The organism is Methylobacterium sp. AMS5, from assembly GCF_001542815.1.
Classification (GTDB): Bacteria; Pseudomonadota; Alphaproteobacteria; order Rhizobiales; family Beijerinckiaceae; genus Methylobacterium.
Genome location: NZ_CP006992.1, coordinates 1,364,359 through 1,390,513, shown reverse-complemented (window position 1 = coordinate 1,390,513; position 26,155 = coordinate 1,364,359). Strand labels below are relative to the sequence as shown.

Sequence of the window (26,155 nt, the reverse complement as noted above, 5' to 3'; positions counted from 1 at the left end):
ATGGCCAACCGCCGACGCGGCGAGGTGCCGCTCACCTTGGGACAAGAGCGCTACACGCTCTGCCTCACCCTCGGCGCACTCGCCGAACTGGAAGACGCGCTCGGCGCGGGCGATCTCGCCGGCCTTGCCGAGCGCTTTGCCGGCGGGCGGCTCGCCGCCCGCGACGTGATCGCGCTGCTCGGTGCGGCGCTCCGCGGCGGCGGCCACACCCTCGACGACGAGGCGGTCGCGCGGCTGCCGCTCTCAGGCGGATTGGCAACCGTGACTTCGGCGCTCGGGGAGGCTCTGGTCGCGGCCTTCGGCGAGGCTCCGCCCACGGGCCCTTGAGCCCCGCGGGAAGCCACGCGCCGGAGACACCCGTCTCCGCCTTCCCGTGGGATGCGGTGCTGACGCTCGGTCTCGCGACCCTGCGCTGGCGCCCGCGCGACCTCTGGGCCGCCACGCCCCGTGAACTGGCTGCCGCCGCGGGCTTGACCCACCGAGTACCCGACGCACCGAGCCGGGCCGATCTCGACCGCCTGCTCGCCGCCCATCCCGATCCGGAGACCTCATGATGACCGACAGCGACCGCAGCACGGTCGAGCGCACCAGGCAGCTCGAAACCCTCGACCGGCTGGCCCAGCGCTTCGGCCAGAGTCTGTCCTCGGCCTTCGACCGCAATCTCAATGCCGGGCGCCAGCTCGACGGCGTGCTGGCCTCGCTGGCGAGCAAGCTTTCCAACGTTGCGGTCAAGGCGGCGCTGGCTCCCGTGAAAGCGGGCGTGACGAGCCTCGTCAACAGCCTGCTGAGCGCGGCATCCGAGGGCGGCAGCACGACGGCGCTCGCCAAGGGGGGCGTCGTCTCCGACGGGCGGATCGTGCCGTTCCGCCTCGGTGGCGTTCTCGGCGGGGGACGGGTGCGCCCCTTCGCGGCCGGCGGGGTCGTGGCGGCACCCACCTATTTTCCGCTCGTTGGTCCTGGGGGCGACACCGGCCTGATGGGCGAGGCCGGGCCGGAGGCCATCCTTCCGCTCAGGCGCGGCAGCGACGGCCGCCTCGGCGTCGCCGCGGGCGGGGCCGAGCGTCCGGTCGCGGTCACCGTCAACATCGCCACGCCGGATATCGAGGGTTTCCGCCGCTCCGAGGCCCAGGTCGCCGCTCGTCTCGCCCGCGCCGTGGCACGCGGCCGACGCGCGCTGTGATCACGCCGCGCGTGATCACAGCATTTCCTGTCCAGCCTCGAGCGCCAGCGGCCGCCTTCGCGGCCTTGGCTTTCGCTTGGCTAGAGCCGTATCCGACCTGATTGCATCAGGTCGGCGTCTCTAGCCCCTTGTTTTGACACGCATTCTTTCGACGAACCGGTGATCACTTCGTCGGAATGCGCTCTCGACACCTCCGCAAAGCTGAGGCCGCTCCGCGGGGCGCTCTTCGCGCCCGGAATTCGGAGTTTTTGCCATGGCATCCGACTTTCACGAGATCCGCTTCCCCCTCGATGTCGCCCTGCGCGGCAGCGGCGGCCCGGTGCGGCGCACCGAGATCGTCACGCTGGCGTCGGGCCGCGAGCACCGCAACAGCCGCTGGGCGGATTCGCGCCGCCGCTACGATGCCGGGCTCGGCATCCGCACCCTCGACGCCCTGCACGCGGTGCTCGGCTTCTTCGAGGAGCGGCGCGGACGGCTCTACGGGTTCCGCTACCGCGACCGGGTCGATCACCGCTCCGGCCCGCCCTCGCGCCCCGTCGCGCCGACCGACCAGCGGATCGGCACCGGCGACGGCACGACCCGCATCTTCGCCCTCGCCAAGACTTACGGGAGCGGGCCGGAGGCCTACCGCCGGGCCATCGCCAAGCCGGTGGCCGGTACGGTGCGCGTCGCGGTGAACGGTGCCGAGGTGGCGGCTCCGAAGCTCTCCGTCGATCCGGCCACGGGCCGGGTCACCTTCGCTGCCGACACGGTGCCGCCGCCGGGCGCCGCCGTCACGGCCGGCTTCGAGTTCGACGTGCCGGTCCGCTTCGACACCGACGAACTCACCGTCGATCTCGCCGCCTTCACCGCCGGTGAGGTGCCGCGAATTCCGCTGATCGAGATCCTGCCCTGAGGGGAAGCCGATGCGCGCCGTCCCGCCCCGTCTCGCCGCCCGTATGGAGGGCGGCGCGACCACGCTCTGCCGCTGCTGGGCCCTGCGCCGCCGCGACGGACTCGTCCTCGGCTTCACCGACTACGACCGCGATCTCGTCCTCAGTGGCGTGACCTACGCCGCCCGCAGCGGGCTGGAGGCGGCCGAGGTGAGCGCGGAGCTCGGCTTCGCCGTCGGCGGCGGCGAGGTGGCCGGGGCGCTGACCTCGGCCGGGATCACGGAGGACGACGTCGCGGCGGGGCGCTATGACGGGGCCGGGGTCGAGACCTGGCTGGTCGATTGGGCCGAGCCCGAGGCGCGTCTGCTCCTCGACGTGGCGAGCCTGGGCGAGATCCGCCGGGAGGGGGGCGCCTTCGTCGCCGAACTGCGCGGGCTGATGCACCGCCTCGACGTCACGGTTGGGCGCAGCTTCCGCGCCGCCTGCGACGCGGAACTCGGCGATGTCCGTTGCCGCGTCGATCTCGCCGACCCGCGCTTCCACGCGACCGGCACCGTACGGGCCGCGTCCGAGCCCGGCCGGCTCAGCGTCGCGCTGGCGGGGAGCTTCGCCGTGGGTTGGTTCTCCGGCGGTCGCCTGACCTGGGATTCGGGCGCCAATGCCGGACACGCCGCGGATCTGCGCGGCCATCGCCGCGACGGGGAGGCGACGCTCCTCGACCTGTGGGATCCGCCGCCGCGTCCCGCCGCGACCGGCGATACCTTCACGCTCGTCGCCGGCTGCGACAAGAGCCTCGCCGCCTGCCGCGGCAGGTTCGCCAACACCCTCAACTTCCAAGGTTTTCCGCACATGCCCGGCAATGACTTCGTTTTGCGCTCTGGCCCTGAGGCCGGAGCACGCCTCGACGGCTCCAGCCTGTTCCGATGAGGCCGTCATGGATGATGACGCGTTGCCGCTGCCTGAGCGGATCGTGGCGGAGGCCCGCCGTTGGGCTGGAACGCCCTACCGGCACCAAGCCTCGCTGAAGGGCGTCGGCTGCGACTGTCTCGGCCTGCTGCGCGGGGTCTGGCGGGCCGTCGTCGGCCCCGAACCGGAGGAGGCGCCGCCCTACGCCGCCACCTGGGCCGAATCGGCCCTCGACGGTGCCGACCCGCTGGTCGCCGCCGCGCGGCGGCACCTCGTTCCGATTATGGGACCGCTGACGGCCTATCAGCCCCAGGCCGGCGACGTCCTGCTCTTCGCGTTTCGCGCATATTTGCCGGCAAAACACTGTGCCGTCGCGACTGGCCCGGTGGCGATGATCCATGCCCATGACGGCGCGGCGGTGACCGAGGTTGCGCTCACGCCGTGGTGGCGGCGCCACCTCGCTCACGCCTTCCGCTTTCCCGATCCGCCCTGAACCACCCGTCCGCCGGAGGCACCGCTATGACGACGCTCGTCCTGCAAACAGCCGGCCAAGCGCTCGGCAGCGCGCTCGGCGGTCCCATCGGCGGAATGATCGGGCGCGTGGCTGGCGCGGCCGGGGGCGCGGCGCTCGACGGCGCGCTGTTCGGCGCCGGCACCAGCCCGCGCTTCGTGGACGGGCCGCGGCTGACCGAACTCGGCGGCCTCGCCTCCACCGAGGGCGCGCCGGTGCCCCGCGTCTACGGCCGGGCCCGCATCGGGGGCACCCTGATCTGGGCGACGCGCCCGCTCGAGATCGCCAACACCACCGTGGAGCGGTCTTCCTCCGGCTCGAAGGGCGGAGCGGGCGGCCAGAAAACCGTGCGCACCGCCTACAGCTATTTCATCGATCTCGCCATTGGACTCTGCGCGGGCGAGATCGCCCTGGTCCGTCGGATCTGGGCCGATGGCAGCGAGCTCGACCTGACGACGCTCAACTGGCGCGTCCATACCGGCTCGGCGACGCAGGCACCCGATCCGCTGATCGTCGCCAAGGAAGGCGCGGACAACGCACCGGCCTATCGCGGGCTTGCCTACATCGTGTTCGAGCATCTGCCGCTCGCCGCCTTCGGCAACCGCATCCCGCAATTGGCCTTTGAGGTGATCCGGCCCGTTGCCGGGCTGGCGAGCAAGATCCGTGCAGTCTGCTTGATACCGGGCTCGACCGAGTTCGGCCTCGATCCGCTCGCCGTCAGCGAGGATGCCGGATTCGGCGCTACGAAGCCGGCAAACCGTTTTCAGTTCCAGGGCGCGAGCGATGTCGTCGCCTCGCTTGATGCGCTCCAGGCTTTGTGCCCCCGGCTGAAGCGCGTCTCGATCGTGACGAGCTGGTTCGGCGACGATGTGCGCGCCGGGCACTGCACCGTGACGCCGCGGGTCGACGCGACGGCGAAGGCGACCACGGGCGAGCCCTGGTCCGTTGCCGGGCTGAACCGTGCCGCGGCGCCGGCGGTTTCCCGCTCCGGTGACACGGCCGCCTATGGCGGTACGCCGTCCGACGCCGGGCTCGGGCGGCTGGTGGCCGAGCTGACCCGCCGCGGCCTCGCGGTGGTGCTCTATCCCTTCGTGATGATGGACGTGCCGGCAGGCAACACCCTGCCGGACCCGTACCGGCCCGGTGAATCGCAGCCGGCTTACCCTTGGCGCGGGCGCATCACCTGCGATCCCGCTCCCGACCGGGCCGGAAGCCCGGACGGCACCGGCGGCGCAGCCGACCAGGTCGCGGCCTTCTTCGAAGGGCCGCAAGGTTACCGGGCCATGATTCTGCACTATGCCGGCCTCGCCGCCGGCTGGGCGGCGGCCGGAGCGCCGCTCGTTGGCTTCGTCCTCGGCAGCGAGTTCGTAGGCCTGACACGGGTGCGCGGATCGGACGGTGCCTATCCGGCGGTCGCGCAGCTCCGGCGCCTCGCCACGGAGGTCCGCACCCGCCTCGGCCGCGATGTGCGCCTCGTCTATGCCGCCGACTGGACCGAGTACGGCGCGCATGTCCGCGACGGCGGCGCCTCCGTGCGCTTCCCCCTCGATCCGCTCTTTGCCGATCCGGCCATCGATGCCGTCGGCATCGACTACTATCCGCCGATCTCGGATTGGCGCGACGGGCCCGATCATCGCGACGCCGCGGAGGCCGCGAACCTCTACGACCGCGCCTATCTCAAGAACCGTCTCGGCGCAGGCGAGGCGTTCGACTGGTACTATGCCAGCCCCGAGGATCGCGTCGCGCAGCGCCGAACGCCGATCACCGACGGCGCCCACGGTAAGCCGTGGATCTACCGGGCCAAGGATCTCGTCGCGTGGTGGTCGAACCCGCATGGCGAGCGCAGCGGTGGTGTCGAGACCGGGCCGACGGCCTGGGTGCCGGGCTCCAAGCCGATCTGGCTGACCGAGATCGGCATCCCGGCGGTCGATCGCGGCACCAACGGGCCCAACGTCTTCCCCGATCCGAAATCGTCCGAGAATGCCGCTCCGCCCTTCTCCCGTGGTGGTCGCGATGACCTGATCCAGGCCCGCGGCCTCGACGCGATCCTCTCGCGCTTCGACCCTGAGGCCGATGGTTTCGAGCCGGCTCATAATCCGGTCTCGCCCGTCTATGGCGGCCGGATGATCCCGGCCGACGACATCTACGTCTGGGCCTGGGATGCCCGGCCGTTTCCGGCCTTCCCCGATTTCACCAGCCTGTGGTCGGACGCCGCCAACTGGGCGCTCGGCCACTGGATCACCGGCCGGATCGAGGGGCTGGAACTCGACCGGCTGATCGCGGCGATCCTGGCCGATCTCGGCATCGACGCGCCCCTCGACATCCATGCCGCCGGCTTCCTCGATGGGGCCGTACTCGACCGGCCGCTCTCCGCCCGCGAGGCGCTGGAGCCGCTCGCCCGGCTGTTCAACTTCGACGTCTCGGTCTCCGGGGGGACCCTGCGGATTCGCGACGGGCGCACGAGCGCACCCGCCATGCTGGACGCGGGCGACCTCGTTCTCGGCGAGGGCGAGGCGGCGCCCCTGCGCCGGATGCGGGCGCAGGAAAGCGAGTTGCCGCGCTCCGTCGCGATCGGCTTTTCCGACGGCGAGAGCCCGGATTACCGCCGCGCGACCGCATCCGCCGCGCGCCCGGCCGGCGCGCGGCGGCAGGAGGTGCGCGTTGACGCGGCCATCGTCACCCGGCGCGACGCCGTGCAGGCGCTGGCGGAAACCGTCCTCGACGCGGCGCTCGCCGGCCGGGACACGGCTGCCTTCGGGGTGAGCCCGCGCCGGATCGATCTGGAGCCCGGCGATGTGGTGGCGCTCCCGGACGGGAAGGGCGGGACGCTTTACCGGATCGTGCGGATCGACGACGCGCCCACGGGTCGTCGGATCGAGACCCGGGCCGTGCCGCTTGCCCGGCCCGATTCCGGGCCCGCCGTGCCGGTTCCGCGAACGGGCCGGAGGCCGCCGGCGGTGCCGGGGCCGGTCTTCGCTTTGCCGCTGGTCCTCCCGGTGGAACGCGGCGATCCGGTGCCGCTCGCCTATCTCGCGGTCTCGGCCGATCCCTGGCCCGGCGCCGTCGCGGTCTGGCGCTCGTCCGGGGAGGGCGCGCCGTTCGCGCTCCACCGCACCCTCGAGCATCCGGCCTGCCTCGGCCGCACGCTGACCCCGCTGCCGCCCGGCCCGCTCTGGCGCTTCGACCGCAACGCCCGTCTCGACGTCACCCTGCGCCACGCGGATGGGTTGAGCGCGATCGGCGAGGCTGCCGCCCTGGCCGGCGGCAACCTGTTCGCGGTGATCGGCGCGGATGGGGCGGTCGAGATCCTGTCCGCGGCGAGAGCCGAACTGATCGGGTCCGGCACCTGGCGGCTCTCGGGCCTGCTGCGGGGGTTGGCCGGCAGCGAGGCCGCGGCAGGCCGTTCGGCGGGCGCGGGGAGCCTGATCGTGCGCCTCGACGACGGCGCCGTCCGGCCCCTCGTCGATCGGCTCGACGAGGCCGGCCGCCGCTTCCTCTACCGGGTCGGTCCGGCGGAGCGCGATCCGGCCGATCCCGCTTTCGTCAGCTTCGCGGCGACGGCCGACCTCACCGCTTTCCTCCCCTTGCGCCCGGTTCACCTGCGCGCTCGGCGCGAGGCCAGCGGCATCCGCTTCCATTGGACCCGGCGGGCGCGGCGCGATGCCGACGCCTGGGAGCCGGCCGATGTGCCGCCGGGCGAGGACGCCTACCGCCTCGACATCCTCGCCGAGGACGGGCGGATTCTGCGCAGCCTGAGCACCGATACGACGAGCGCGCTCTACGCCAGCGCCGACGAGATCGCCGATTTCGGCGCGCGCCGCACCGAGATCGACGCCGCATTGGTGCCGATCGGCCCGATTGCCGGCTCCGGCCCCGCCCGCCGGGCGCGGGTGAGCCTGCGGACCATCTGACATCTGACACCTCCGGAGTGGCCCATGGCCGACACGACCCCGAGCCTTGCCCTGCCGCTGATCGCGGGAGGGCAAGCGCAGAAGCATGTCACCCACAACGAGGCACTGGCACTGCTCGACGCGCTGGTGCAGCTCGCCGTCCTCGACAAGGACCGGGCTGCCCCGCCTGCGAGCCCCGCCGAGGGCGACCGCTACCTGATCGTCTCCGGCAACCCGAGCGGAGCCTGGACCGGCTGGGCCGGGCGTATCGCCCGCTTCCAAGACGGTGCGTGGCTATCCCTCAAGCCGCTTGCGGGCTGGACGGCCTATGTCGCGGACGAGTCCGAACTCTACACCTTCACCGGCTCGGCCTGGATGCCGTTCCGCGCGACCATCGCTGCCCTGAACAATCTGACCCGCCTCGGGCTCGGCACCGGGGCGGATGCGGACAATCCCTTCGCGGCCAAGCTCAACAAGGCGCTCTGGACCGCGCTGACCGTCGCCGAGGGTGGCAGCGGCGATCTGCGCTACACCCTGAACAAGCAGGCGGCCGGCAACACTCTCTCGCTGCTGATGCAGACCGGGTTCTCTGCCCGCGCCGAGATCGGCCTCACCGGTGACGACGACTTTCGCGTGAAGGTCTCCCCGAATGGCGGCGACTGGTTCGAGGCGCTGCGGATCGCGCGCGCGACAGGGCGGGTCGCCTTTCCCGGTCGGATCACCGTCGCGGACGTCCCGGTGCTGACGGCGCAGGTGATCGCCGGCAACAGCGGGCCGGGCGCCTTTCCGGCCGGGGCGACGCGGTACTTCACCAACGCCCTCGTCGGCAGCCACCAGAGCGAGGTCTATGCCGCGGCCGGCCGGCGAGGGCGGTTCCGCGATTTGCGGGTCGTGACGCAGGACGCACCGGGCGCGGGAGCAAGCTGGACCGTCACGCTCCAGAACCTGTTCACCGGCACGGCCCTGACCTGCACGATCGCCGGGGCCGGTTCCAACCAAGCGGCCGACCTCGTCAACAGCGTCGTCTTCGAGGCGGCGGACCGCTGGTGCCTCAAGATCGTGTCGAGCAGCGGGGCGAAGCCCACGACCAACATCCTGTTCTCGCTGCTGTTCGAGGGCCTGGATTAGAGCGCATTCCGACGAAGCGGTGATCGGCGCGTCGAAAGAGTGCGCGGGAAAACAATGACATAGAGGCGCCGGCCGCCGAGCCTGCCTCCCGACCCATGCCATCAAGACCGGAGATTGACGATGGACCTCAGTGCCGTCGGCCGCGCCGTGCTGATCGCCCGGGAGGGGCGGCGGCTAGAGGCCTACCGCGACAGCGTGGGGGTCTGGACCATCGGCATCGGCCACACCGCCGCCGCCGGGCCGCCCGTGCCGCGGGCGGGCCTGCGCATCGATGCCGGGGAGGCGGACGCGATCTTCGCCCGCGATGTCGCGGCCTTCGTCCGCACCGTCGCCGAGACGATCCCCGAGCCGCTGCCGCAGCACGCCTTCGACGCGCTGGTCTCGCTCTGCTTCAACATCGGCCCGGCGGCGTTCCGGCGCTCCACGGTGCTGCGGCGCCTGCGGGCCGGCGACCGGGCGGGCGCGGGCGAAGCGATCCTGATGTGGAACCGCCCGGCCGCGATCATCCCCCGCCGGCAGGGCGAATTCGACCAGTTCCGGACGCCCTACGAAACCGCCCTGCCGCGCGCCCGGCGCGGCGATGCGCAGCCCGTCTCCGCCCCCGTCGAACGCCCGTCCTCGCCGTCCAGCGCTCGGCCCGGCTGGCGCGCGCGCCTGCGGGACTGGCTGCGCGCCGGCCGCTGAGCGCTTCCCCTCCCGCACCCCGAAAGGATCGCTGCCATGACGTCCACCGTGGTCTTCGCTCGCAGCTTTGCCCGAACCATGGCCAGGGTCTTCCTCATCAGACCCGTCCTGCCGCCCCTCCTCCTGCTCGGCTGTTGCTGCGCGCCAGCGCACGCAACGCCGCTCCCCGGTATCGACGCCGCCGCGCTGGTCCTGCCGTGGGGCGACGCCGTCGTGGCGCTCGTCCAGGGATTGTCCGCCCTGCTGATGCCGGTGCTCGTCGCCGCGTTCGCAGCAGCGCTCGCGCGGTTCGGCGGTCCCCTACGGCTCCTCGTCACCGACGCGCTGGTCGAGCGCCTCGTGCGCAACGCCACCGACTACGCCCTGAACGCCGTGGCCGGCGCCGTCCAAGGGCGCAGGCTGACCGTCTCCGTCGGCTCGGCGGTGATCGCGCGGGCCGTGCAGCGCGCGCTCGATCAGGCGCCGGCCTGGCTGATCCGGGCGGCGGGCGGCGGCGAGGGGGTCGCGGAGAAGGTGTTCCGGTCTCTGCCCCTGGAGGCGGCGGCGACCGCCGGCAACACCCTCGAACCCGCTCTGGACCGCGCCCTGGGGCAAGGGCCCGCGCGAGGGACCCGCAAGGCCGTCTGATCGTCCGGTATCGCGCAAGACCGGAGCCGACCATCCGGGAGGCGGTACAATGGACAAGATCGCAGCGGAAGCCGCGCGCCTCCTCTTCGCCGACGGGGGCGCCGGCTGGATCGTCGCGGTGCTGCTGGGGCTGGCCTGCCTCCACCTCTACCGGGACGGCCTGCGCGTGCTGGAAGCGCGCATCACCGAGACGGGCGCCACCGCCGCGGCGCTGGAGCGCGCCTCCCAGACCAACGCGGCGGTGGCCGCCGCCCTGGAGAGCCGCACCCGCGTGCTGGAGGATCTGGTCCGGCTCACGGGCGAGACGGCTCGAGCCGTAGCGCGCAGCGACGAGCGCGCGCGGGAGCGGTTCGAGGACCTCCTGCGGCGCATCGGCGAGTTGCAGCACCGGCCGAATCTCTGACCCGATCACAGGACGTCTTCCATGCCTGCCCATACCTTCTCCGCCCATGCTTCCGCCGCCGGCCCGGATGAAGGCGGGTCGCAGGCCTCCCGTCGAAGCCGGTCCCGTGCCGCCGCCGGCCGCCTGGAGGCGGCGCGCCACGGCTTCGAACGCTCCCTGATCACGCTGCGCCGGGCCGCCCTCGACGCCATCGACAGCGGGGATCTGGCGAGCCTGACCCTGCGGGTGTGCGGTGAGCGCCGCCGGCACGCTGGCGGAGAGGGGGCGGCGTGAGGCGGGTGGCCCTGCGCAGTCATGCCCACGGAACCGCGACGGCGATCCCGCCTTGTCCTCGGCAACATCACCGACCCGGACATGGCCCTCGACCGCAAGACATCTTCTACGGCCGCTTCCCCACCGAGTGCGCCCGCGCTCGCAAACATTCAGGGCGCATTCAGTGCGCTCGCGCGACAGTCACCCTCGATGCGCCAAGCTTTCGCCCTGTTGATCGTCGTCTCGACCGCCGCGGTCCTCGCGGCGGGGGCGGTCGGCCCACTCGCCGAGGAAACCGGTGCGCTCGCGCCCGTCCCGGCGCAGCGGGAGCCGCTGAATCGCGGCGACGATTGCCTGTCGCCGGCCGATCTTCGCGAGGCGGTGGCCGAAAAGCGTGTCGTGCCGCCCATCGCCGCGATCCGCGCGGCGCGCCAGACCGTTCCGCGGGCCGAGATCCAGCGCGCCAGCCTGTGCCGGCACGAAGCGGGGCTCGTCTACCTGCTGACGGCCTTGCGTCGTGATGGGCATTTCATGCACGTCATGGTCGATGCTCAATCGGGACAGGTGAGCGGGCATTGGTAACCGTGGCGGTGTGCCGCCGGGATGAGGAGTAACCGACCGTGCGCCTGCTCGTGGTCGAGGATGACCGTGACATCAACCGGCAAGTCGTCGCCGCGTTGGAAGAGGCCGGCTACGTCGCCGACAAGGCTTTCGATGGCGAGGAGGGCGGCTATCTCGGCGAGAACGAGCCCTACGACGCCATCATTCTCGACATGGGCTTGCCCAAGGCCGACGGCGTCACCGTGCTCCAGAACTGGCGCCGGGCCGGGGTGAAGACCCCCGTCATCATCCTGACCGCCCGCGACCGCTGGTCCGACAAGGTGGACGGCTTCGACGCGGGCGCCGACGACTACGTCACCAAGCCCTTCCACATGGAGGAGCTGATGGCCCGCGTGCGCGCGATCCTTCGCCGCGCGGCGGGTCACGCGTCGAGTCAGATCGCCTGCGGCCCCGTCACCCTCGACACCCGCTCCGGTCGCGTCTTCGTGGACGGCGCCCCGATCAAGCTGACGAGCCACGAATACCGGCTGCTCTCCTACCTGATGCACCATACCGGCCGCGTCGTCTCCCGCGCGGAACTGACGGAGCATCTCTACGACCAGGATTTCGACCGCGACTCCAACACCATCGAGGTGTTCGTCGGGCGTCTGCGCAAAAAGCTCGCCGTGGACCTGATCCAGACGGTGCGGGGACTGGGCTATCTGATCGATCCGAACCAGCCGCCGGGGCGGGGGTGAGACCTCATTGGCTCCCAAGATCGGTGCGCGCGAAGTCCTCACCCTTGTAGAGGAGCGGCACGCCGTGATTCTGCGCGACCGCGTAAGCGAAGCAGTCGCCCGTGTTGAGGCGGGCCGGATGCCCCGTTTCCTGCCCGTAGCGTTCGAAGGCATCCAGCGCCCGGCCCGCATCCTCCGGGGTGATCGGGACGAGGCCGATCCGGGCGAGATCGGGCAGCATTGCAACATCCGCTCGGGCCGCCTCGAGCCCATCCTGCTTCTTGCAGGCAATGCCGAGGGCCGCCTCGTAGACGGCAACGGGCGAGGTGATCGGCACCTCCGCCGCTTCGAGACGTTCGGCGAGAGCTTGTCCCTCCGGCTCTTCCGTGATGATCGCGATCAGGGCGGAGGCATCGACGAACATCCCTCGTCGTTCAGCCCGTCGAAGACGGCCTTGTTGGCCTCGAGGCCCGTGGAGGGCCGCGCGGCCACGCGCTCGTGCAGAGGTTTCAGCCGCGCCCACAGGCCGGGTCGGCGCTCCTCCCGCTCCAGTTCGTTGCGGACGGCGACCTTGACGGCTTCCGTGAGCGGAACACCCTTCCGCTCGGCCAGGAGGCGGACGAGGCGGTCCGTCTTCCGCATCGCGGATATGCAGGGCCATCAGCGTCTCGCGGGCGGGCCGTGTCGAAAGTCGGTGTGCATGATGTCCATGCCCGCACCGTCGCGAGCGAGCCGAGATTCGAGCCAGGACGCATGACCGACCGCCTCGCCTGGCTCCCCCTGCGCCGCCGCTCCATCGCGGTCCGGCTCGCGGTTTCCTCGTTCCTGTCGAGCACCGCGATCCTCGTCATCGCGGCCTTCATCCTCACCACGCTCTACCGCGAGAACACCGAGCGCGCCTTCGACAGCCGCCTGCTCGTCTTCGCCAACAACCTCGCCACCGATCTCGTCTCGCCGAGCGATCCCGAGACGCGCTCCTTCTCGCTCGGCGATCCGCGTTTCGACCTGCCGCTCTCGGGCTGGTACTGGCAGGTCGGGCGGCCCGACGCGAAGCCGCGGGATCTGCGCACCTCGCGCTCGCTCGTCGGCGTGCCGCTGAAAGGGCCCGATCAGGCCGGCACCGCGACCGTCGGTCAGATCCGCCAGGGCTACGGCCGGGGCCAGGACGACCGCAGCCTGCGCATCGTCGAGCGCGATGTCGATGTCGGGGCCGACGGGCGCTACACCGTGCGGGTGGCCGGGCCGGCGGACGAGATCGTCAACGACGTCGAGCGCTTCCGCTTCTCGCTGTTCATGACCTTCGGCCTGCTCGGCTTCTCGCTCGCGGCGACCGCGCTGCTGCAGATCCGCTTCGGCCTTGCCCCCTTGCGCAAGCTGCGCACGGCGCTCGGCTCGATCCGCCGCGGCGAGGCCGACCGGATCGACGGCGAGTACCCGCGCGACATCGCGCCCCTCGCGGGCGAGATCAACCTCCTGATCGAGACCAATCGCGAGATCCTGGAGCGGGCCCGCACCCAGGTCGGCAACCTCGCCCACGCGTTGAAGACCCCGCTCTCGATCATCGTCAACGAGGCCGGCAGCAGCGACGCCCCGCCGGAATTGTCGGAGAAGATTCGCGAGCAGGCGGCGGTGATGCGCGATCAGGTGAACTATCACCTCGACCGTGCCCGCGCCGCCGCGCTCGCGGGCACGCTCGGAACCTCGACGGAGGTCGAGCCGGCCCTCGCCGGCCTCGTGCGCACGTTCGGCAAGATCTACCGCGACAAGGACATCGCCTACGAGGTCCACGTTCCGCCGGGTCTGCGCTTCCGCGGCGAGAAGCAGGATTTCGAGGAGATGATCGGCAACCTCGTCGACAATGCCTCGAAATGGGCGGCGGGCCGGGTCTCGATCTCCGCTGTGCCGACGGCCGAGCACGATTATCCCCATCTCCTCGTGGCGGTGGAGGATGACGGGCCGGGTCTGCCCGAGGAGGACCGCGCGGCGGTGCTCAAGCGCGGCCAGCGTCTCGACGAGACCAAGCCGGGCTCCGGGCTCGGCTTGTCGATCGTCGCAGATCTGGCCGCGCTCTATCGCGGCCGCTTCCGCCTGGAGGCCGCCGCGCTCGGGGGGCTGCGCGCGGTGATCGAGGTGCCGGGCGACGCGCCCGCCGGCGGCGGACAACGCTGAGTGGCAGCGGGCCTCGCCAAGGTTACGCACCGGCAGGCCTGTGCTATGGCCATGCTTCGCTCGCGCGTGACGACGTGTCACCCGGAAGCGATGTCGTGCAGGCCCCGCTCGGGCTCTACACGGGGCCGAGCTTAAAACTTTGGGTCTGATGACGGCGATCTGGTTCATCCTGGCGGCCATGACCGGCGCAGCCGTGTTCGCGCTGCTTTGGCCGATGTCGCGCCGCCGCCGGCAAGGGGTCGGTTCGGAGGCGGAGGGCGGCGACGGGCTCGCCACCGAGACCGGCTTCTACGAGGACCAACTCGCCGAGATCGAGCGCGATCTCGGCCGTGGCCTCATCGCCCCGGCGGAGGCCGAGGCCGCGCGCGCCGAGGCCGCGCGCCGGCTGCTGCGGGCGAGCCGCGAGGAGAGGGCCGAAGGGTCGGGCGCCGCGCCGATCGCCGAGCCGCATCTGCGCCAGCGCCGGGCGGCTTCCGCCTTCGCGCTGTCTACGGTCCCCCTCGTCGCGCTCGTCGTCTACGGCCTCTACGGCTCTCCGAACCTTCCGTCGCAGACCGACGCCGACCGCAAGGCGACGCGGGCCGGCGCGCAGGATCTGATGACCGCCATCGGCCAGATCGAGGCGCGGCTCGCCAACCACCCGGACGATGTCCGCGGCTGGAGCGTGCTCGGGCCGGTCTACATGCGGCTCGGGCGGTTCGACGACGCGGCCCGTGCCTACGCGGCGCTCGTCCGCCTCAAGGGCGAGGACGCCCAGGCGCTCTCGGATTGGGGCGAGGCCCTGGTCGCGGCGGCCGACGGCACGGTCTCGCCGGAGGCGCGCAAGGTGCTGGGCCGGGCGCTCGCCGCCGATCCGAAGGCGGCCAAGCCCCAGTTCTATCTCGCCCGCGGCGACGAGCAGGCCGGCGACGTGGCCGGCGCCGTGCGGCGGCTGGAAGCGATGGCGGCCTCCGCCCCCGCGGACGCACCCTGGCTGCCGACGGTGCGCGAGAACCTCGCCCGGCTGAAGGGCGAGACCTTGGCCGCGCCGAAGGCCGGAGGAGAGGGCTCCGGGGATCGAGCCAAGGACGGCGCCAAGGATGGGGCGATGTCCGAGGCGCCTGTGGCCGGGCCGGGCAGCAACATTCAGGCCTTGCCGCCTTCCGAGCGGATCGATGCGATCCGCGGCATGGTCGAGGGGCTGGAGCGGCGCTTGGCCAAGCAGGGCGGCAGCGCCGACGAGTGGCTGCGCCTCGTGCGCTCCCACGCGGTGCTCGGCGAGCGCGACAAGGCGCTCGACGCGCTGGAGCGCGGGCGCAAGGCGTTTCCCGACGACAAGGAGGCGCAGGCGCGTTTCGATGCGCAGGCCCACGAACTCGGCCTCGCCGGGGCCGGGACCGGGACGCCACCGCCGAAGGCCGAGAGCGCCGAAAAGCCCGGCGAGCGGAATGCGGCCGAGCCCGATGCTGCGGCCTCCGCAATCCGGGCGATGCCGCCGGCCGAGCGCGAAGCGGCGATCCGCGGCATGGTCGCCAGCCTCGACCGGCGGCTCGCCGCCAAGGGCGGCAGCGCCGACGAGTGGATGCGGCTCGTGCGCTCCTACGGCGTGATCGGCGACCGGGCTGCGGCAGCCCAGGCCCTCGACCGGGCCAGGATGGCGCTCGCCGCCAACCCGAATGCAGTCGAACGCCTCGACGCGCTCGGCAAGGAACTCGGTCTGACGCCCGCTCAACCGTAGCGGAATGCGGCCCCTGACAATCGGTCCCGCCCGTTCAACCTTGACCCCGCGGGCGGGCGGGCCGAAACCGGTCTCTTGATCCTCAGCAGACGTCGGACCGCCGTCAGGCCCTCGCAAGCCTGAAGGAATCAGAAGAAGCCGACGAACCGGGACGGAACTGTCGTGACCCGCAAGAGCCGCCGCCTGATCCTCATCGCCGCCTGCGGCGCCGTGCTGGCGCTGGCGCTCGGGCTGATCCTGTCGGCGATGAGCGGCTCGATCGTGTTCTTCCGCTCCCCCGCCGACGTGGCGGCGCAGGGCGTCGCACCGGGCACCCGCTTCCGCCTCGGCGGCCTCGTCAAGGACGGTTCGGTGAAGCGCGGGCCCGACCAGAACGTCGAATTCGCGGTAACCGACACCAACGCCACGGTGCCCGTGCAGTATCGCGGCCTGCTGCCCGACCTGTTCCGCGAGGGGCAGGGCATCGTCGCCGAGGGCACGCTCGATGTCGGCGGCGTGTTCCGCGCCGACACGGTGCTGGCCAAGCACGACGAGAACTACATGCCCCGCGAGGTCGCCGACGCCCTCAAGGCGCAGGGGCGCTGGCAGGAAGGCGGGGGCAAGGAAGCTCCCAAGGACGCGACCAAGGCGGCTCCGAAGGACGCGGCCAAGCCGGAGACGGCCGACGCCACCCTCGGCCAGCGCAGCGAGCGGTGAAAGATTCCATGACCGTCCGGACCGAAACCGCGCGAGGGGACTGCCGGTGATCGTCGAGATTGGCCATTACGCGCTGGCGCTCGCGCTGGCGCTCTCCCTGGTGCAGGCGGTGATGCCCGCCTGGGCCGCCCGCTCGGGCGATGCGGCTTTGCGCGAGGTGGCGGGGCCCGCCGCCCTCGGCACCTTCGCCTGCATCCTGTTCGCCTTCTGCGCGCTGACCTACGCGCACGTGACCTCGGACTTCTCGGTCCAGAACGTCGTCGAGAACTCGCACACCGCCAAGCCCCTGATCTACAAGATCTCCGGCGTCTGGGGGAACCACGAGGGCTCGATGCTCCTCTGGGTGCTCATCCTCGCCTTGTTCGGCGCCTGGGTCGCCACCGCCAAGACCTCCGTGCCGCCGGTGCTGCGCACCAACGCGCTGATGGTGCAGGCGAGCGTCACCTTCGTGTTCGTGCTGTTCATCATCACGACCTCGAACCCGTTCGCCCGCGTCGCGCCGGCGCCGCTGGAGGGCAACGACCTCAACCCGCTGCTGCAGGATTTCGGCCTCGCGATCCATCCGCCGCTGCTCTATCTCGGCTATGTCGGCTTCTCGGTCACCTTCGCCTTCGCCGTCGCCGCGCTGATCGAGGGGCGCATCGACGCGGTCTGGGCGCGGGCGGTGCGGCCCTGGGCCCTGACCGCCTGGAGCTTCCTGACGCTCGGCATCGCCATGGGCTCGTACTGGGCCTATTACGAACTCGGCTGGGGCGGCTGGTGGTTCTGGGACCCGGTCGAGAATGCCTCGCTGATGCCCTGGATCGCCGGCACGGCGCTGCTGCACTCCATCGTCGTCATGGAGAAGCGCGACGCGCTCAAGGTCTGGACGGTCCTGCTCGCCATCCTCACCTTCTCGCTCTCGCTGGTCGGCACCTTCATCGTCCGCTCGGGCCTGCTCACCTCGGTGCACAGCTTCGCCTCCGATCCGAGCCGCGGCGTCTTCATCCTCGCGATCCTGGCGCTGTTCATCGGCGGCGCGCTGAGCCTGTTCGCATGGCGGGCGCCGAGCTTGCGCCAGGGCGGCCTGTTCGCGCCGATCTCCCGCGAGGGCGCGCTGGTGATGAACAACCTGTTCCTCGTCGCCGCCTGCGCCACCGTCTTCGTCGGCACGCTCTACCCGCTGCTTCTGGAGATGCTGACCGGTGAAAAAATTTCGGTCGGCCCGCCCTTCTTCAACTGGACCTTCATCCCCCTGGCGCTGCCGCTCCTCGTGATCGTGCCGTTCGGGCAGGCACTCGCCTGGAAGCGGGGCGATGCCGCCGCCGCTGCGCAGCGCCTGCTCGCCGCCTTCGCGGTGGCCCTCGTCGTCGCACTCGGTGCGGCGGCTCTGGCCTGGGGCGGTCCGGTGATGGCGCCGGTCGGCCTCGGCTTCGGCACCTACCTCATCATCGGGTCGGTCCTCGAGATCTGGGCGCGCGCCCGCGGCTACGGTCACAACCGGACGCGCGACCTCGGAACGACGTGGCGCCGGGCGATCGGCCTGCCGCGCTCGGCCTGGGGCACGGCTTTGGCGCATGCCGGCGTCGGCGTCGTCGTGCTCGGCATCGCCGGGCAGGGCTGGGCGACGGAAGGGCTCGCAACGATCCGGCCGGGCGGTCAGGTCGCCTCCGGCCCCTACGTCGCCACCCTCGACCGCGTCGGCCCGACCAAGGGCGAGAACTACGAGGAGACCACCGCCTTCCTGACGCTGCGCAACCGCGCGGGCGACTACGTGGGCACCGCCGAGACCGGCAAGCGCTTCTATCCCTCCCGCCGGATGACGGTGACCGAGTCCGGCCTGAAGACGGTCGGGGTCAGCCAGATCTACGCCAGCCTCGGCGAGGTGATGCCCGACGGCTCCATCGGCATGCGGCTCTACTACAAGCCTCTGGTGCTGCTGATCTGGATCGGTTCGCTGATCATGGCAGCCGGCGGCGGCCTCTCGCTCACCGACCGGCGCATGCGTGTCGGCGCCCCGGTCAAGGCGCGCGCCAAGCTGCCGCCCTCCGCGGTGCCCGCCGAATGACCCGCTTTCGCTCCACGATCGCCGCTCTCGGCTTGAGCCTCGCAGCAGCCCCTGCGCTCGCGGTGCAGCCGAACGAGGTGCTGAAGGACCCCGCCATGGAGGCGCGGGCGCGGCATATCTCGGAGGGCCTGCGCTGCCTCGTCTGCCAGAACCAGTCGATCGACGATTCCGACGCGCCGCTCGCCAAGGATCTGCGCGTGCTGGTGCGCGAGCGGCTCAAAGAGGGCGACAGCAACGGCCAAGTCATCGATTACGTCGTGGCCCGCTACGGCGAGTTCGTGCTGCTGCGCCCCGTCTTCGGCTGGCACACGCTGCTGCTCTGGCTGAGCCCGCTGCTCGCGGTGGGGCTCGGCGCCTTCGGCATCTGGCGCCTGTCGCGCCGCCGCCCGCCGACACGGGCGGCAGGTCTGTCCAAGGCGGAGGAAGCGGAGGTCGAGGCGCTGCTCAAGCGGCCCTAAAGCATCGCCCTGGATACCGGACCCAGGGCGATGCTTGAGGCTCTTGTTTTCGCATCATCTTTTCCGAAAGCCGGAGACCACCTTTCGGGATGATGCTGTAGCTTACGGGGGATCGGCAGAGGCGCCCTGCTTTCGCCCGATCGGACGGGCAGGATCCGGCGCATCGTCGTCACCGCCCCGACCTGCCGCGAGCCTCCCCCGAGCGCCATGCCGATCGCCGCCTCTCTCGGACATCGCGTCCTTGTCGCCGCGCTCGGCCTCGTCGCCGGTCTTGCGACCGTGAGCCCGGCCTGGGCCCACCCCCATGTCTGGATCACAGCCAAGGCCGAACTCGCCTACGAAGCAGGCCGCATCACCGGCATCCGCCATGCCTGGACCTTCGACCCCGAATACACCACCTTCCTGACGCAGGGGCTGGACGCGAACGGTGACGGCAAGGTCTCGCCCGAGGAGCTTCAGGGCTCGGCCAAGGAGCATGCCGGCAACCTCGCCGAGTTCGCCTACTTCACGAAGCTCAAGGTGGCCGGCAAGGAGCAGGCCTTCGCCGAGCCGCAGGAGGCGCGGATGGCCATGGAGGGCGGCAAGCTCACCTTGAGCTTCCTGCTGCCGCTGAAGGCTCCCGCCGCCCAGGGCAAGGGCGTCGCGGCGGTCGAGGTCTACGATCCGACCTACTTCATTGCCTTCAGTCTCGCCGAGGGCGCCGACGCGCTGCGCCTCGCCGGCGCCGCCCCCGGCTGCAGCATGACGGTGACGCGGGCGAAGAACACCGAGCCCACGGTGGCCTCCGCCGGCCAGTCGATGACCGAGGCGATGTTCGAGGCGCTGACCGCCGCCTCGAATTACGGCGAGCAATTCGCCAACCGGGCCATCGTCGCATGTCCCTAACCGCCGCCCTGCGCCCCGCGGGCGTGGCGGCCAGCCGGTGGCCGCTGCGGCTGGCCCTTGCCGTCGGGGCGATACTGGCGGCTGCCGGCTTCCTTGGCGGCATCGCCTGGGCACTCGGCCCCGTCGCCGCGCCGCCGCCCCGCTCGCCCTTCGGTATCGGCTTCCGCGAGGCCGCGCCCGCGACGACCGGGCTCGGCGGCTGGCTGCTCGCGGTCCAGTCCAATTTCTCCAGCCACCTCCGCGCGGCGGTGACGGCGCTGAAGGCTGGAGGCCCCTGGATGCCGCTCATCGTGATGGGCTTCGCCTACGGCGTGTTCCATGCCGCCGGGCCCGGCCACGGCAAGGCGGTGATCGCCGGCTACATCGTGGCGGGTGAGCGTACGCTGCGCCGCGGCTTTGCCCTGAGCGCCGCGGCGGCCCTGCTCCAGGCTGTTGTGGCCATCGCCATCGTGCTGGTCGGCGTCCTCGTCCTCAACACGACCGCCGCCGGGATGACGCGGGCCGGTACCCTGATCGAGACCGTGAGCTTCGCCCTCGTGGCGGGGCTCGGGGCTGCGGTGACGTGGCGCAAGGCCGGGCGACTTGCCGGCCTTGCCACCGATAGCCCGGCCGAGGCGTGCGGTCCCGGCTGCGGCCATACCCACCTGACCGATGCCGCCGCCCTCGACCGGCTCGGCGGCTGGCGCGAGCGGGCGGGCGTGGTGCTCGCCGCCGGCTCCCGGCCCTGCGCCGGGGCGGTGCTGATCCTCGTGTTCTGCGCCGCGCAAGGCCTGCTCGCCGCCGGCATTGCCGCGACCTTCGCCATGGCGCTCGGCACCGCGCTCACCACCGGAGTCTTGGCGAGCCTCGCGGTGTTCGCCAAGGGCTTGGCGCTGCGGCTCGCGGGCGGGCGCGGGCAGGCCGGCGCGCTGGCGGTCGGCAGCCTCGAATTGTTGGCCGGCGCCTTCGTGCTGGTGCTCGGGCTCGCCATGCTGTCGGGTTTGGCCTCTGGCCTGGGTGGCTAAACGCCCTCTCGCCAAATCCCTCGAAGCCGTGGCAGGTTGGCCCCGGATCGGGAGGAGCCCTGCTTGAGCGAACACCACGCCCTCGACGCCTTCGCGCCCCTCCTCAACTGGCGGCTCTTGAAGGGCTCGCACCCCTTCCCCGGACCGGACGGGGGCACCTGCATCAACGAGGCGGCAATGGTCGCGGCGGGGCTGCCCTACCGGGCGATCACCGCGAGCGAGGACTGTCCGCCCTGCTTCTCGCGACCGCTCGCAGCCTACGCGCTCGGCCTCAACGACGCCATGCCGGAGGCCGAGCGGCAGGGATTGATGGCGTTCGTGCTGCGGCTGTCCGGCTCGGCGGATGCGCCCGCGGTCGAGGCCGCCCGCACCGCCTTCCTCGCACTTGAGAGCGCCCGCCGCATCCTGCCGCCGCTGCTGGACGCCGCCGGATTGCCGGCGCTCGCCGCACGCTGCGAGACGGCCTCCGATGCGGGGGCGGCCATGGTTGCGCTCCGTGCCGCCGAGATGCAGGGCGGCGCGCTGTCCCACGCCGCCGCCGGCCGCCACGCTTGGATCGCGGGCGCCCGCGCATCGGCCGTGTCACGCACCGCCACGGCGGCTTTGCGCGCCTTCGACGACCCGCGCAGCGCCGCAGAGGTGGCGGAGGGGGCGGCCCCCTTCGCGGATGGGACATGGCGGACCGCGCTCGGCATCCTCGACGCGGCGCTTCGGATCGGCCGACAGGCCCCGGAGATCGACCTGATCTCCGCGCATGCGCGTCTCGAGGCGGCGCGGGCCAGCGTTCATGCGAAATCCGATTGATTGCTTCGCACCGTGGATTTCGGGCTTCGCTCGAGCGCCGCGCAGGCTTGCTGATACGGTGTCCGCTTCGATTGAGCGGACACCGTATCAGCCGTAGGCGCGCGGGCGCGGCTCCGCCGTGAGGTCGACGTCGAGCGCCTCGCAGTTGGCGAGCCAGCGCCCGGTCAGGTGGTAGAAGAAGGTGCAGTGGCCGACGACCCCGATGGTCCGCTCCGGCCGCGACCGCAGCCAATCGCGAAACCCCGAGACGCGCTGGTCGAACAGGGTCCGCGGCTCGACATGCCAGCCGTCGGGCCCGGCCTCGCCGTCCGCGTACCACCACGTCTCGGGAAGATGGGCGACTTGGAAGGCCGGAAATTCCTGCGCCAGCACCGAGGCCGCCCGGCCGATGTCGCAACTGCTCTCCTGGCATTCGCGGTGGAGCACCTCCACCAGCACGTCGGGCCGCGCCGGGTGATCGGAGAAGATCCCGGCAGTGGTCTGGAGCGCCCGGGTCAGCGGCGAGGTGACGACGAGTTCGAAGGGGATCGCGCGCAGCGCCTCGCGGGCCGCGGCGACCTGGGCGTGGCCGCGCTCGGACAGGCGGGCATCGATATGGCCGGGGTCGCGCCCCGTCGCCTCGTGATGCGCGTTGAACGTCGATTCGCCGTGGCGGATGCAGACGATACGGGTGGCGGATGGCGGGGTCGAGCGGGACATCGCCCCGATGTAGGCGGTTCGCGCGCCGCGGGAAGCGGGCCGAGACGCCGCGCCCGATCTCCGCACCGATCCGGACGAAGCGTCACCATAAGCGGGCAATGGCGCCGCTTTCCGGACATCGCGGGCCGCTCGGGTGCGGAGCGGGGCCGAAGGTTGGCGAAGCGTCCCGTGGCGGCGCAGGGCACGCTGGAGGAGCCTTGGCAGGAACCGGCCACAGGGCCGGCATCCGCCGATGGAGGCTCCCATGCTCTCGCTTCCCCACTCCCCGCTGCCACAGTCGCCGCATCCCCGGTCACCGCTCGCATGTCCGGCTCCGGGCCTGACGCGCAACCTCCTGCTCGGGCCGCTGATCGCCCTCCTGCTCGCCCTCATCGCCGGCATCGCGCCCGCTCGCGCGCAGGATTCGAGGGCGCAGAATTCGAGGGCGCAGGACGGCAGCGGCACGCTTCTGCTGCGCTTCGAGGGCGGCGCGCCCGTCGAGGCGCCCCGCCTCAAGGCGGACACCGCGATCACCGTGAGCGGCCCGACCGCGCGGGCGACGATCACCCAGGCCTTCCGCAACACGACGAGCGAGTGGGTCGAGGGCACCTACCTGTTCCCGCTGCCGGAGGATGCGGCAGTCGATACGATGAAGCTCGTGGTCGGCGACCGGGTCATCGTCGCCGACATCCGCGAGCGCGAGGCGGCGCGGCGCGTCTACGAGGCGGCGAAGGCCGAGGGTAAGGCCGCCGCGCTCACCGAACAGCAGCGGCCCAACCTGTTCACCAACGCGGTCGCCAATATTGGCCCCGGCGAGACCGTGCTGGTGCAGATCGAGTACCAGCAGCCGGTGCGGTCCTCCGCCGGCACCTATGCCTTGCGCCTGCCGACCGTCGCCGCCCCGCGCTACAGCCCCACTCCCCCGGCGGTGATGTCCGTCGTCGAGCGAGGCGCCGCCGCCGATCCCGTCCCGGATCGCGAGAAGATCACGGCCCCGGTGCTCGACCCGGCCCGCCATGCGCCGATCAACCCGCTGACGATCACCATCGATCTCAAGGCCGGCTTTCCCCTGGGCCAGGTGCGCAGCGCCACTCATGCGGTCCGTATCGAGGAACTGTCCGCGAGCGAGCGCCGCGTCACGCTTGCCGACGGCACCACCGCCGCCGACCGCGATTTCGAGCTGACCTGGAATGCGGCCCCCGGCGAGGCGCCCGCGGTCGGCCTGTTCCGCGAACGGGTGGCGGGGGCTGAGGCGGTGCTCGCCGTGGTGACCCCGCCGGAATCCGCGAGCCCGGCCGCCTCCGTGCCCCGTGACGTGGTGTTCGTCATCGACAATTCCGGCTCCATGGGCGGTGCCTCGATGCGGCAGGCCAAGGCGAGCCTGCTGATCGGCCTCGACCGGCTGGGCGCGGGCGACCGCTTCAACGTGATCCGCTTCGATCACAGCTTCGACACGCTGTTTCCCGATCCGGTGCCGGCCGACGCGCGCCATCTGACGCGGGCCAAAAGCTTCGTGGCGGGGCTCCAGGCAAGCGGCGGCACGGAGATGCTGGCGCCGCTCCAGGCCGCCCTGCGGGACGCGACGCCGGAGGAGACGGGGCGTCTGCGCCAGGTCGTGTTCCTCACCGACGGCGCCATCGGCAACGAGGCGCAGATCTTCTCCGCCATCGCGACGGAGCGCGGGCGCTCGCGGCTGTTCATGGTGGGCATCGGCTCGGCCCCGAACGGCTACCTGATGCGCCACGCCGCCGAACTTGGGCAGGGCAGCTTCACCCAGATCGACACGCCCGATCAGGTGACCGAGCGGATGCGCGCCCTGTTGGTGAAGCTGGAAAGCCCCGCCGTCACCGACCTGACCGCGACCTTCTCCGAGCCCGGCATCGACGTGACGCCGGCTCGCCTGCCCGACCTCTACCGCGGCGAGCCGCTCACCCTTTCGGCCCGGATGGGACAGGTCCGCGGCACCCTGACCCTCACCGGCCGGATCGGCGGCCAACCCTGGCAGACGCAGCTGCACCTCGATGCGGCGCAGGACGGGACCGGGATCGGCAAGCTCTGGGCGCGGGCGAAGATCGCCGAGGCCGAGACCGCGCGGCTGACCGGCGGGCTTGACGCGCAGGCCGCCGACGCGGCGATCCTGCGGCTGGCGCTCGACCACGGGCTGACGACACGGCTGACCTCGCTGGTGGCGGTGGACGCCACCCCGCGCCGGCCGGCCGGGCTGCGCCTCACCAGCACCGAGCTGCCGCTCAACCTGCCGGCCGGCTGGGACTTCGAGACGGTGTTCGGCACGCAGGACGAGGCTCCGCAGCTTCCCCCGCCGCCGCGCCAGCGCCGCGCCACGGCCCCGGCCACGCAGATCGCTGCCGCGCAGGCGGTGGCGCTGCCGCAGACCGCCACGGATTTCGAGATCCGCGCATGGCTCGGGGCGCTGCTGCTGGTGCTCGGTCTCGTCCTCTCCCGCCGCCGGCTCGCAGCGTGAGCGGGATCGCACAACAGGGCGCCGCATCGCGGCGCTCCGGCCGGAGGGGCCTCGCGGCCCCTCCGGTTTCCTTGCCGGCCCTCCTGCTGGTCGCGGCCGGTTCGGTTCTGCTGGCGCAGGCGGCCTGGATTCCGGCCAAGGCGGCTCTGGCGCAGGGGTTGCTGGAGCGCGCCTTCGCGCGCACCCTGGCCGAGGGCGTGCCCGCCCGCCCCTGGCCCTGGGCCGACACGGTTCCGGTCGCCCGCATCGGCTTCCCGCGGCTCGGCGAGCACTACGTGGTGCTCGCTGGATCGAGCGGGCAGGCCTTGGCCTTCGGGCCCGGCCATGTCGAGGGCACGCCGCAGGCGGGCGAACCGGGAACGGCGGTCTACGCCGCCCACCGCGACACACAGTTCCGCAGCCTCGGCCGGCTCGCGGTCGGGGATGCGATCGCGGTGGAGCGCCGCGACGGCCGCAGGCTCCGCTTCCGCGTCACCGGGCGCCGGGTCGCGCGGTGGGACGCCTCCGGCCTCGACCCGGACGCGCCGGGCCGGCACCTCGTCCTCGCCACCTGCTGGCCGCTCGATGCGGTGACGCCGGGACCGGAGCGGTTGCTGGTGGAGGCGGTGCTCGACGAAACCGCCGAGCCTTGACGCTTCCCGCCTCGGTGCGGTTCTGTGCGGATCCGTCCGGAACCGCACGCGATGCCGCTGATCGAGGCCGATCACCCCGAGACCGAACTGCCCGCCGGGCAGAGCCGCGCCATCGCGGACGCCGTGCGCGAGGCGCTGGCCCGCCGCCGGATGTCGCGGCAGGCGCTCGCGGACGCGGCCCGCATCAGCATCTCGACCCTCGAGAAGGCGCTCTCCGGCCGCCGGCCCTTCACGCTGGCCACCACGATCCGCCTGGAGGAGGCGTTGGGGTTGCCCCTGAGGGTGCAGGCCCCCGCGCCGCCGGTGGCGAGCGCGGAAAAGGCCCGCCACGCGCCGGAGGAGTTCGGCTCCTACACCCGCGAGGCGGTGGCCTTCCTGACCGGGCGCTACCTGACGCTCCGCCCCTCGTTCGGGCAGGCGGGCGCGATCTTCGCCTACCGCACCGAGATCGCCTGGGACGCCGAGAGCGCCCGGCTCGTCTTTCGGGAGGCCGAGCGGCTCGACGCGCCGTTCGCGCAATCCGGCACCGTCTCGGTGCCGAACCAATCGGGCCAGATCTACCTCGTCACGAACTTCCAGGGGCAGTACCGGCTCGCCGTGCTCGGGCGTCCGACGATCCAGGGCGAGATGTTCGGCATCCTCACGACTCTCTTCTCCGGCCGCGGCACGCAGCTCACGCCGGCTGCGACCCCGCTCGCCTTGGTGCCGGAGCGCGGGGCGCTGGCCGAGGGCGCGCAGTACGGGCGCATCACCGCCGGCATGGCCTGCGAGCCGGCCTATCGCCGCCTTCTCGACCGGGTGCGCGAGGATGTGTTCGCGGTGTTTCCCGGCTGCGGGGAGGGGGCGGCCTGAG

At 72.1% G+C, this 26,155-nt stretch carries 28 protein-coding genes; 25 read left to right on the top strand and 3 right to left on the bottom strand.

The genetic code is table 11. The features are described from left to right. From Y590_RS06320 to Y590_RS06255, 14 genes are all read left to right on the top strand, one after another. Positions 1-327, top strand: coding sequence for a gene transfer agent family protein (locus tag Y590_RS06320; RefSeq protein ID WP_060769095.1), 327 nt, complete (start codon positions 1-3; stop codon positions 325-327). Continuing rightward, positions 324-554: a phage tail assembly chaperone gene (locus Y590_RS06315; RefSeq protein ID WP_060769094.1), complete on the top strand. Its 231-nt coding sequence runs from the start codon at positions 324-326 to the stop codon at positions 552-554. The genes Y590_RS06320 and Y590_RS06315 overlap by 4 nt, the downstream gene beginning before the upstream one ends. Further along, a complete protein-coding gene (locus Y590_RS06310) occupies positions 554-1,180 on the top strand; it encodes a phage tail tape measure protein (RefSeq protein WP_060769093.1) in 627 nt (208 codons plus the stop codon). The genes Y590_RS06315 and Y590_RS06310 overlap by 1 nt, the downstream gene beginning before the upstream one ends. A 253-nt stretch (positions 1,181-1,433) precedes the next feature. Then, positions 1,434-2,075, top strand: a complete 642-nt coding sequence (locus Y590_RS06305) for a DUF2460 domain-containing protein (protein ID WP_060769092.1) — start codon at positions 1,434-1,436, stop codon at positions 2,073-2,075. Between the two features lie 10 nt (positions 2,076-2,085). Further along, a complete protein-coding gene (locus Y590_RS06300; protein WP_060769091.1) occupies positions 2,086-2,979 on the top strand; it encodes a phage/gene transfer agent baseplate hub protein in 894 nt (297 codons plus the stop codon). Positions 2,980-2,986: 7 nt separating this feature from the next. Beyond that, the gene (locus tag Y590_RS06295; RefSeq protein WP_060769090.1) at positions 2,987-3,451 is read left to right on the top strand and encodes an NlpC/P60 family protein; all 465 of its coding nucleotides are present in this window, start codon (positions 2,987-2,989) and stop codon (positions 3,449-3,451) included. Between the two features lie 26 nt (positions 3,452-3,477). Then, positions 3,478-7,380: a baseplate multidomain protein megatron gene (locus Y590_RS06290; RefSeq protein ID WP_060769089.1), complete on the top strand. Its 3,903-nt coding sequence runs from the start codon at positions 3,478-3,480 to the stop codon at positions 7,378-7,380. 24 nt (positions 7,381-7,404) lie between these two features. Beyond that, positions 7,405-8,487: a DUF2793 domain-containing protein gene (locus tag Y590_RS06285; RefSeq protein ID WP_060769088.1), complete on the top strand. Its 1,083-nt coding sequence runs from the start codon at positions 7,405-7,407 to the stop codon at positions 8,485-8,487. Positions 8,488-8,607: 120 nt separating this feature from the next. Next, positions 8,608-9,171, top strand: coding sequence for a lysozyme (locus Y590_RS06280; RefSeq protein WP_060769087.1), 564 nt, complete (start codon positions 8,608-8,610; stop codon positions 9,169-9,171). Between the two features lie 36 nt (positions 9,172-9,207). After that, entirely contained in the window at positions 9,208-9,798 is a 591-nt protein-coding gene (locus tag Y590_RS06275; RefSeq protein ID WP_060769086.1) for a hypothetical protein, read from the top strand. 49 nt (positions 9,799-9,847) lie between these two features. Continuing rightward, a complete protein-coding gene (locus Y590_RS06270; protein ID WP_060769085.1) occupies positions 9,848-10,201 on the top strand; it encodes a hypothetical protein in 354 nt (117 codons plus the stop codon). 21 nt (positions 10,202-10,222) lie between these two features. Further along, positions 10,223-10,474 carry a hypothetical protein gene (locus Y590_RS06265; RefSeq protein ID WP_060769084.1) on the top strand — a complete coding sequence of 84 codons (252 nt, stop codon included), beginning with the start codon at positions 10,223-10,225 and terminating at the stop codon, positions 10,472-10,474. A 189-nt stretch (positions 10,475-10,663) separates the two neighbouring features. After that, a complete protein-coding gene (locus Y590_RS06260; protein WP_060769083.1) occupies positions 10,664-11,035 on the top strand; it encodes a PepSY domain-containing protein in 372 nt (123 codons plus the stop codon). Between the two features lie 38 nt (positions 11,036-11,073). Then, positions 11,074-11,751, top strand: a complete 678-nt coding sequence (locus Y590_RS06255; RefSeq protein WP_026105562.1) for a response regulator transcription factor — start codon at positions 11,074-11,076, stop codon at positions 11,749-11,751. A gap of 4 nt (positions 11,752-11,755) precedes the next feature. Here the strand turns inward: Y590_RS06255 and Y590_RS06250 are convergent, their stop codons facing one another. Both Y590_RS06250 and Y590_RS06245 read right to left on the bottom strand, forming a co-directional pair. After that, a complete protein-coding gene (locus tag Y590_RS06250) occupies positions 11,756-12,154 on the bottom strand; it encodes a type II toxin-antitoxin system VapC family toxin (RefSeq protein WP_060769082.1) in 399 nt (132 codons plus the stop codon). Beyond that, positions 12,130-12,372 carry a type II toxin-antitoxin system VapB family antitoxin gene (locus tag Y590_RS06245; protein WP_286161864.1) on the bottom strand — a complete coding sequence of 81 codons (243 nt, stop codon included), beginning with the start codon at positions 12,370-12,372 and terminating at the stop codon, positions 12,130-12,132. Before Y590_RS06245 ends, Y590_RS06250 begins: the two co-directional genes overlap by 25 nt. Before the next feature lie 111 nt (positions 12,373-12,483). Between Y590_RS06245 and Y590_RS06240 the strand changes: the two genes are divergently transcribed. The 8 genes from Y590_RS06240 to Y590_RS06205 all read left to right on the top strand — a co-directional run bounded on the left by Y590_RS06240 (position 12,484) and on the right by Y590_RS06205 (position 21,510). After that, the gene (locus Y590_RS06240) at positions 12,484-13,899 is read left to right on the top strand and encodes an ATP-binding protein (RefSeq protein WP_060769081.1); all 1,416 of its coding nucleotides are present in this window, start codon (positions 12,484-12,486) and stop codon (positions 13,897-13,899) included. 148 nt (positions 13,900-14,047) lie between these two features. Further along, positions 14,048-15,616: a c-type cytochrome biogenesis protein CcmI gene (gene ccmI, locus Y590_RS06235; RefSeq protein ID WP_060772185.1), complete on the top strand. Its 1,569-nt coding sequence runs from the start codon at positions 14,048-14,050 to the stop codon at positions 15,614-15,616. Positions 15,617-15,778: 162 nt separating this feature from the next. Beyond that, on the top strand, positions 15,779-16,312 hold the full coding sequence (gene ccmE, locus Y590_RS06230) for a cytochrome c maturation protein CcmE (protein WP_060769080.1): 534 nt from the start codon (positions 15,779-15,781) through the stop codon (positions 16,310-16,312). Between the two features lie 46 nt (positions 16,313-16,358). Then, the gene (locus Y590_RS06225; protein ID WP_060769079.1) at positions 16,359-18,359 is read left to right on the top strand and encodes a heme lyase CcmF/NrfE family subunit; all 2,001 of its coding nucleotides are present in this window, start codon (positions 16,359-16,361) and stop codon (positions 18,357-18,359) included. Next, positions 18,356-18,817, top strand: a complete 462-nt coding sequence (locus tag Y590_RS06220; RefSeq protein WP_060769078.1) for a cytochrome c-type biogenesis protein — start codon at positions 18,356-18,358, stop codon at positions 18,815-18,817. Before Y590_RS06225 ends, Y590_RS06220 begins: the two co-directional genes overlap by 4 nt. A 207-nt stretch (positions 18,818-19,024) precedes the next feature. Continuing rightward, positions 19,025-19,702: a DUF1007 family protein gene (locus Y590_RS06215; protein ID WP_060769077.1), complete on the top strand. Its 678-nt coding sequence runs from the start codon at positions 19,025-19,027 to the stop codon at positions 19,700-19,702. Then, positions 19,693-20,706 (top strand): nickel/cobalt transporter, encoded by a 1,014-nt coding sequence (locus tag Y590_RS06210; protein WP_060769076.1) that lies wholly within the window; start codon positions 19,693-19,695, stop codon positions 20,704-20,706. Before Y590_RS06215 ends, Y590_RS06210 begins: the two co-directional genes overlap by 10 nt. Before the next feature lie 63 nt (positions 20,707-20,769). Then, positions 20,770-21,510: a hypothetical protein gene (locus Y590_RS06205; protein WP_060769075.1), complete on the top strand. Its 741-nt coding sequence runs from the start codon at positions 20,770-20,772 to the stop codon at positions 21,508-21,510. 87 nt (positions 21,511-21,597) lie between these two features. Here the strand turns inward: Y590_RS06205 and Y590_RS06200 are convergent, their stop codons facing one another. Further along, positions 21,598-22,209, bottom strand: coding sequence for a histidine phosphatase family protein (locus tag Y590_RS06200; protein ID WP_060769074.1), 612 nt, complete (start codon positions 22,207-22,209; stop codon positions 21,598-21,600). A 244-nt stretch (positions 22,210-22,453) separates the two neighbouring features. On the opposite strand from Y590_RS06200, the gene Y590_RS06195 reads away from it, so the two are divergent. Genes Y590_RS06195 through Y590_RS06185 form a run of 3 tightly spaced genes read left to right on the top strand, consistent with a single transcriptional unit; the run spans position 22,454 to position 26,154 of the window. Beyond that, on the top strand, positions 22,454-24,670 hold the full coding sequence (locus Y590_RS06195) for a marine proteobacterial sortase target protein (protein WP_060772184.1): 2,217 nt from the start codon (positions 22,454-22,456) through the stop codon (positions 24,668-24,670). Then, entirely contained in the window at positions 24,667-25,302 is a 636-nt protein-coding gene (locus Y590_RS06190) for a class GN sortase (RefSeq protein ID WP_060769073.1), read from the top strand. The genes Y590_RS06195 and Y590_RS06190 overlap by 4 nt, the downstream gene beginning before the upstream one ends. 51 nt (positions 25,303-25,353) lie before the next feature. Beyond that, entirely contained in the window at positions 25,354-26,154 is an 801-nt protein-coding gene (locus tag Y590_RS06185) for a helix-turn-helix domain-containing protein (protein WP_060769072.1), read from the top strand. The last annotated feature ends 1 nt before the right edge of the window (position 26,155 follow it).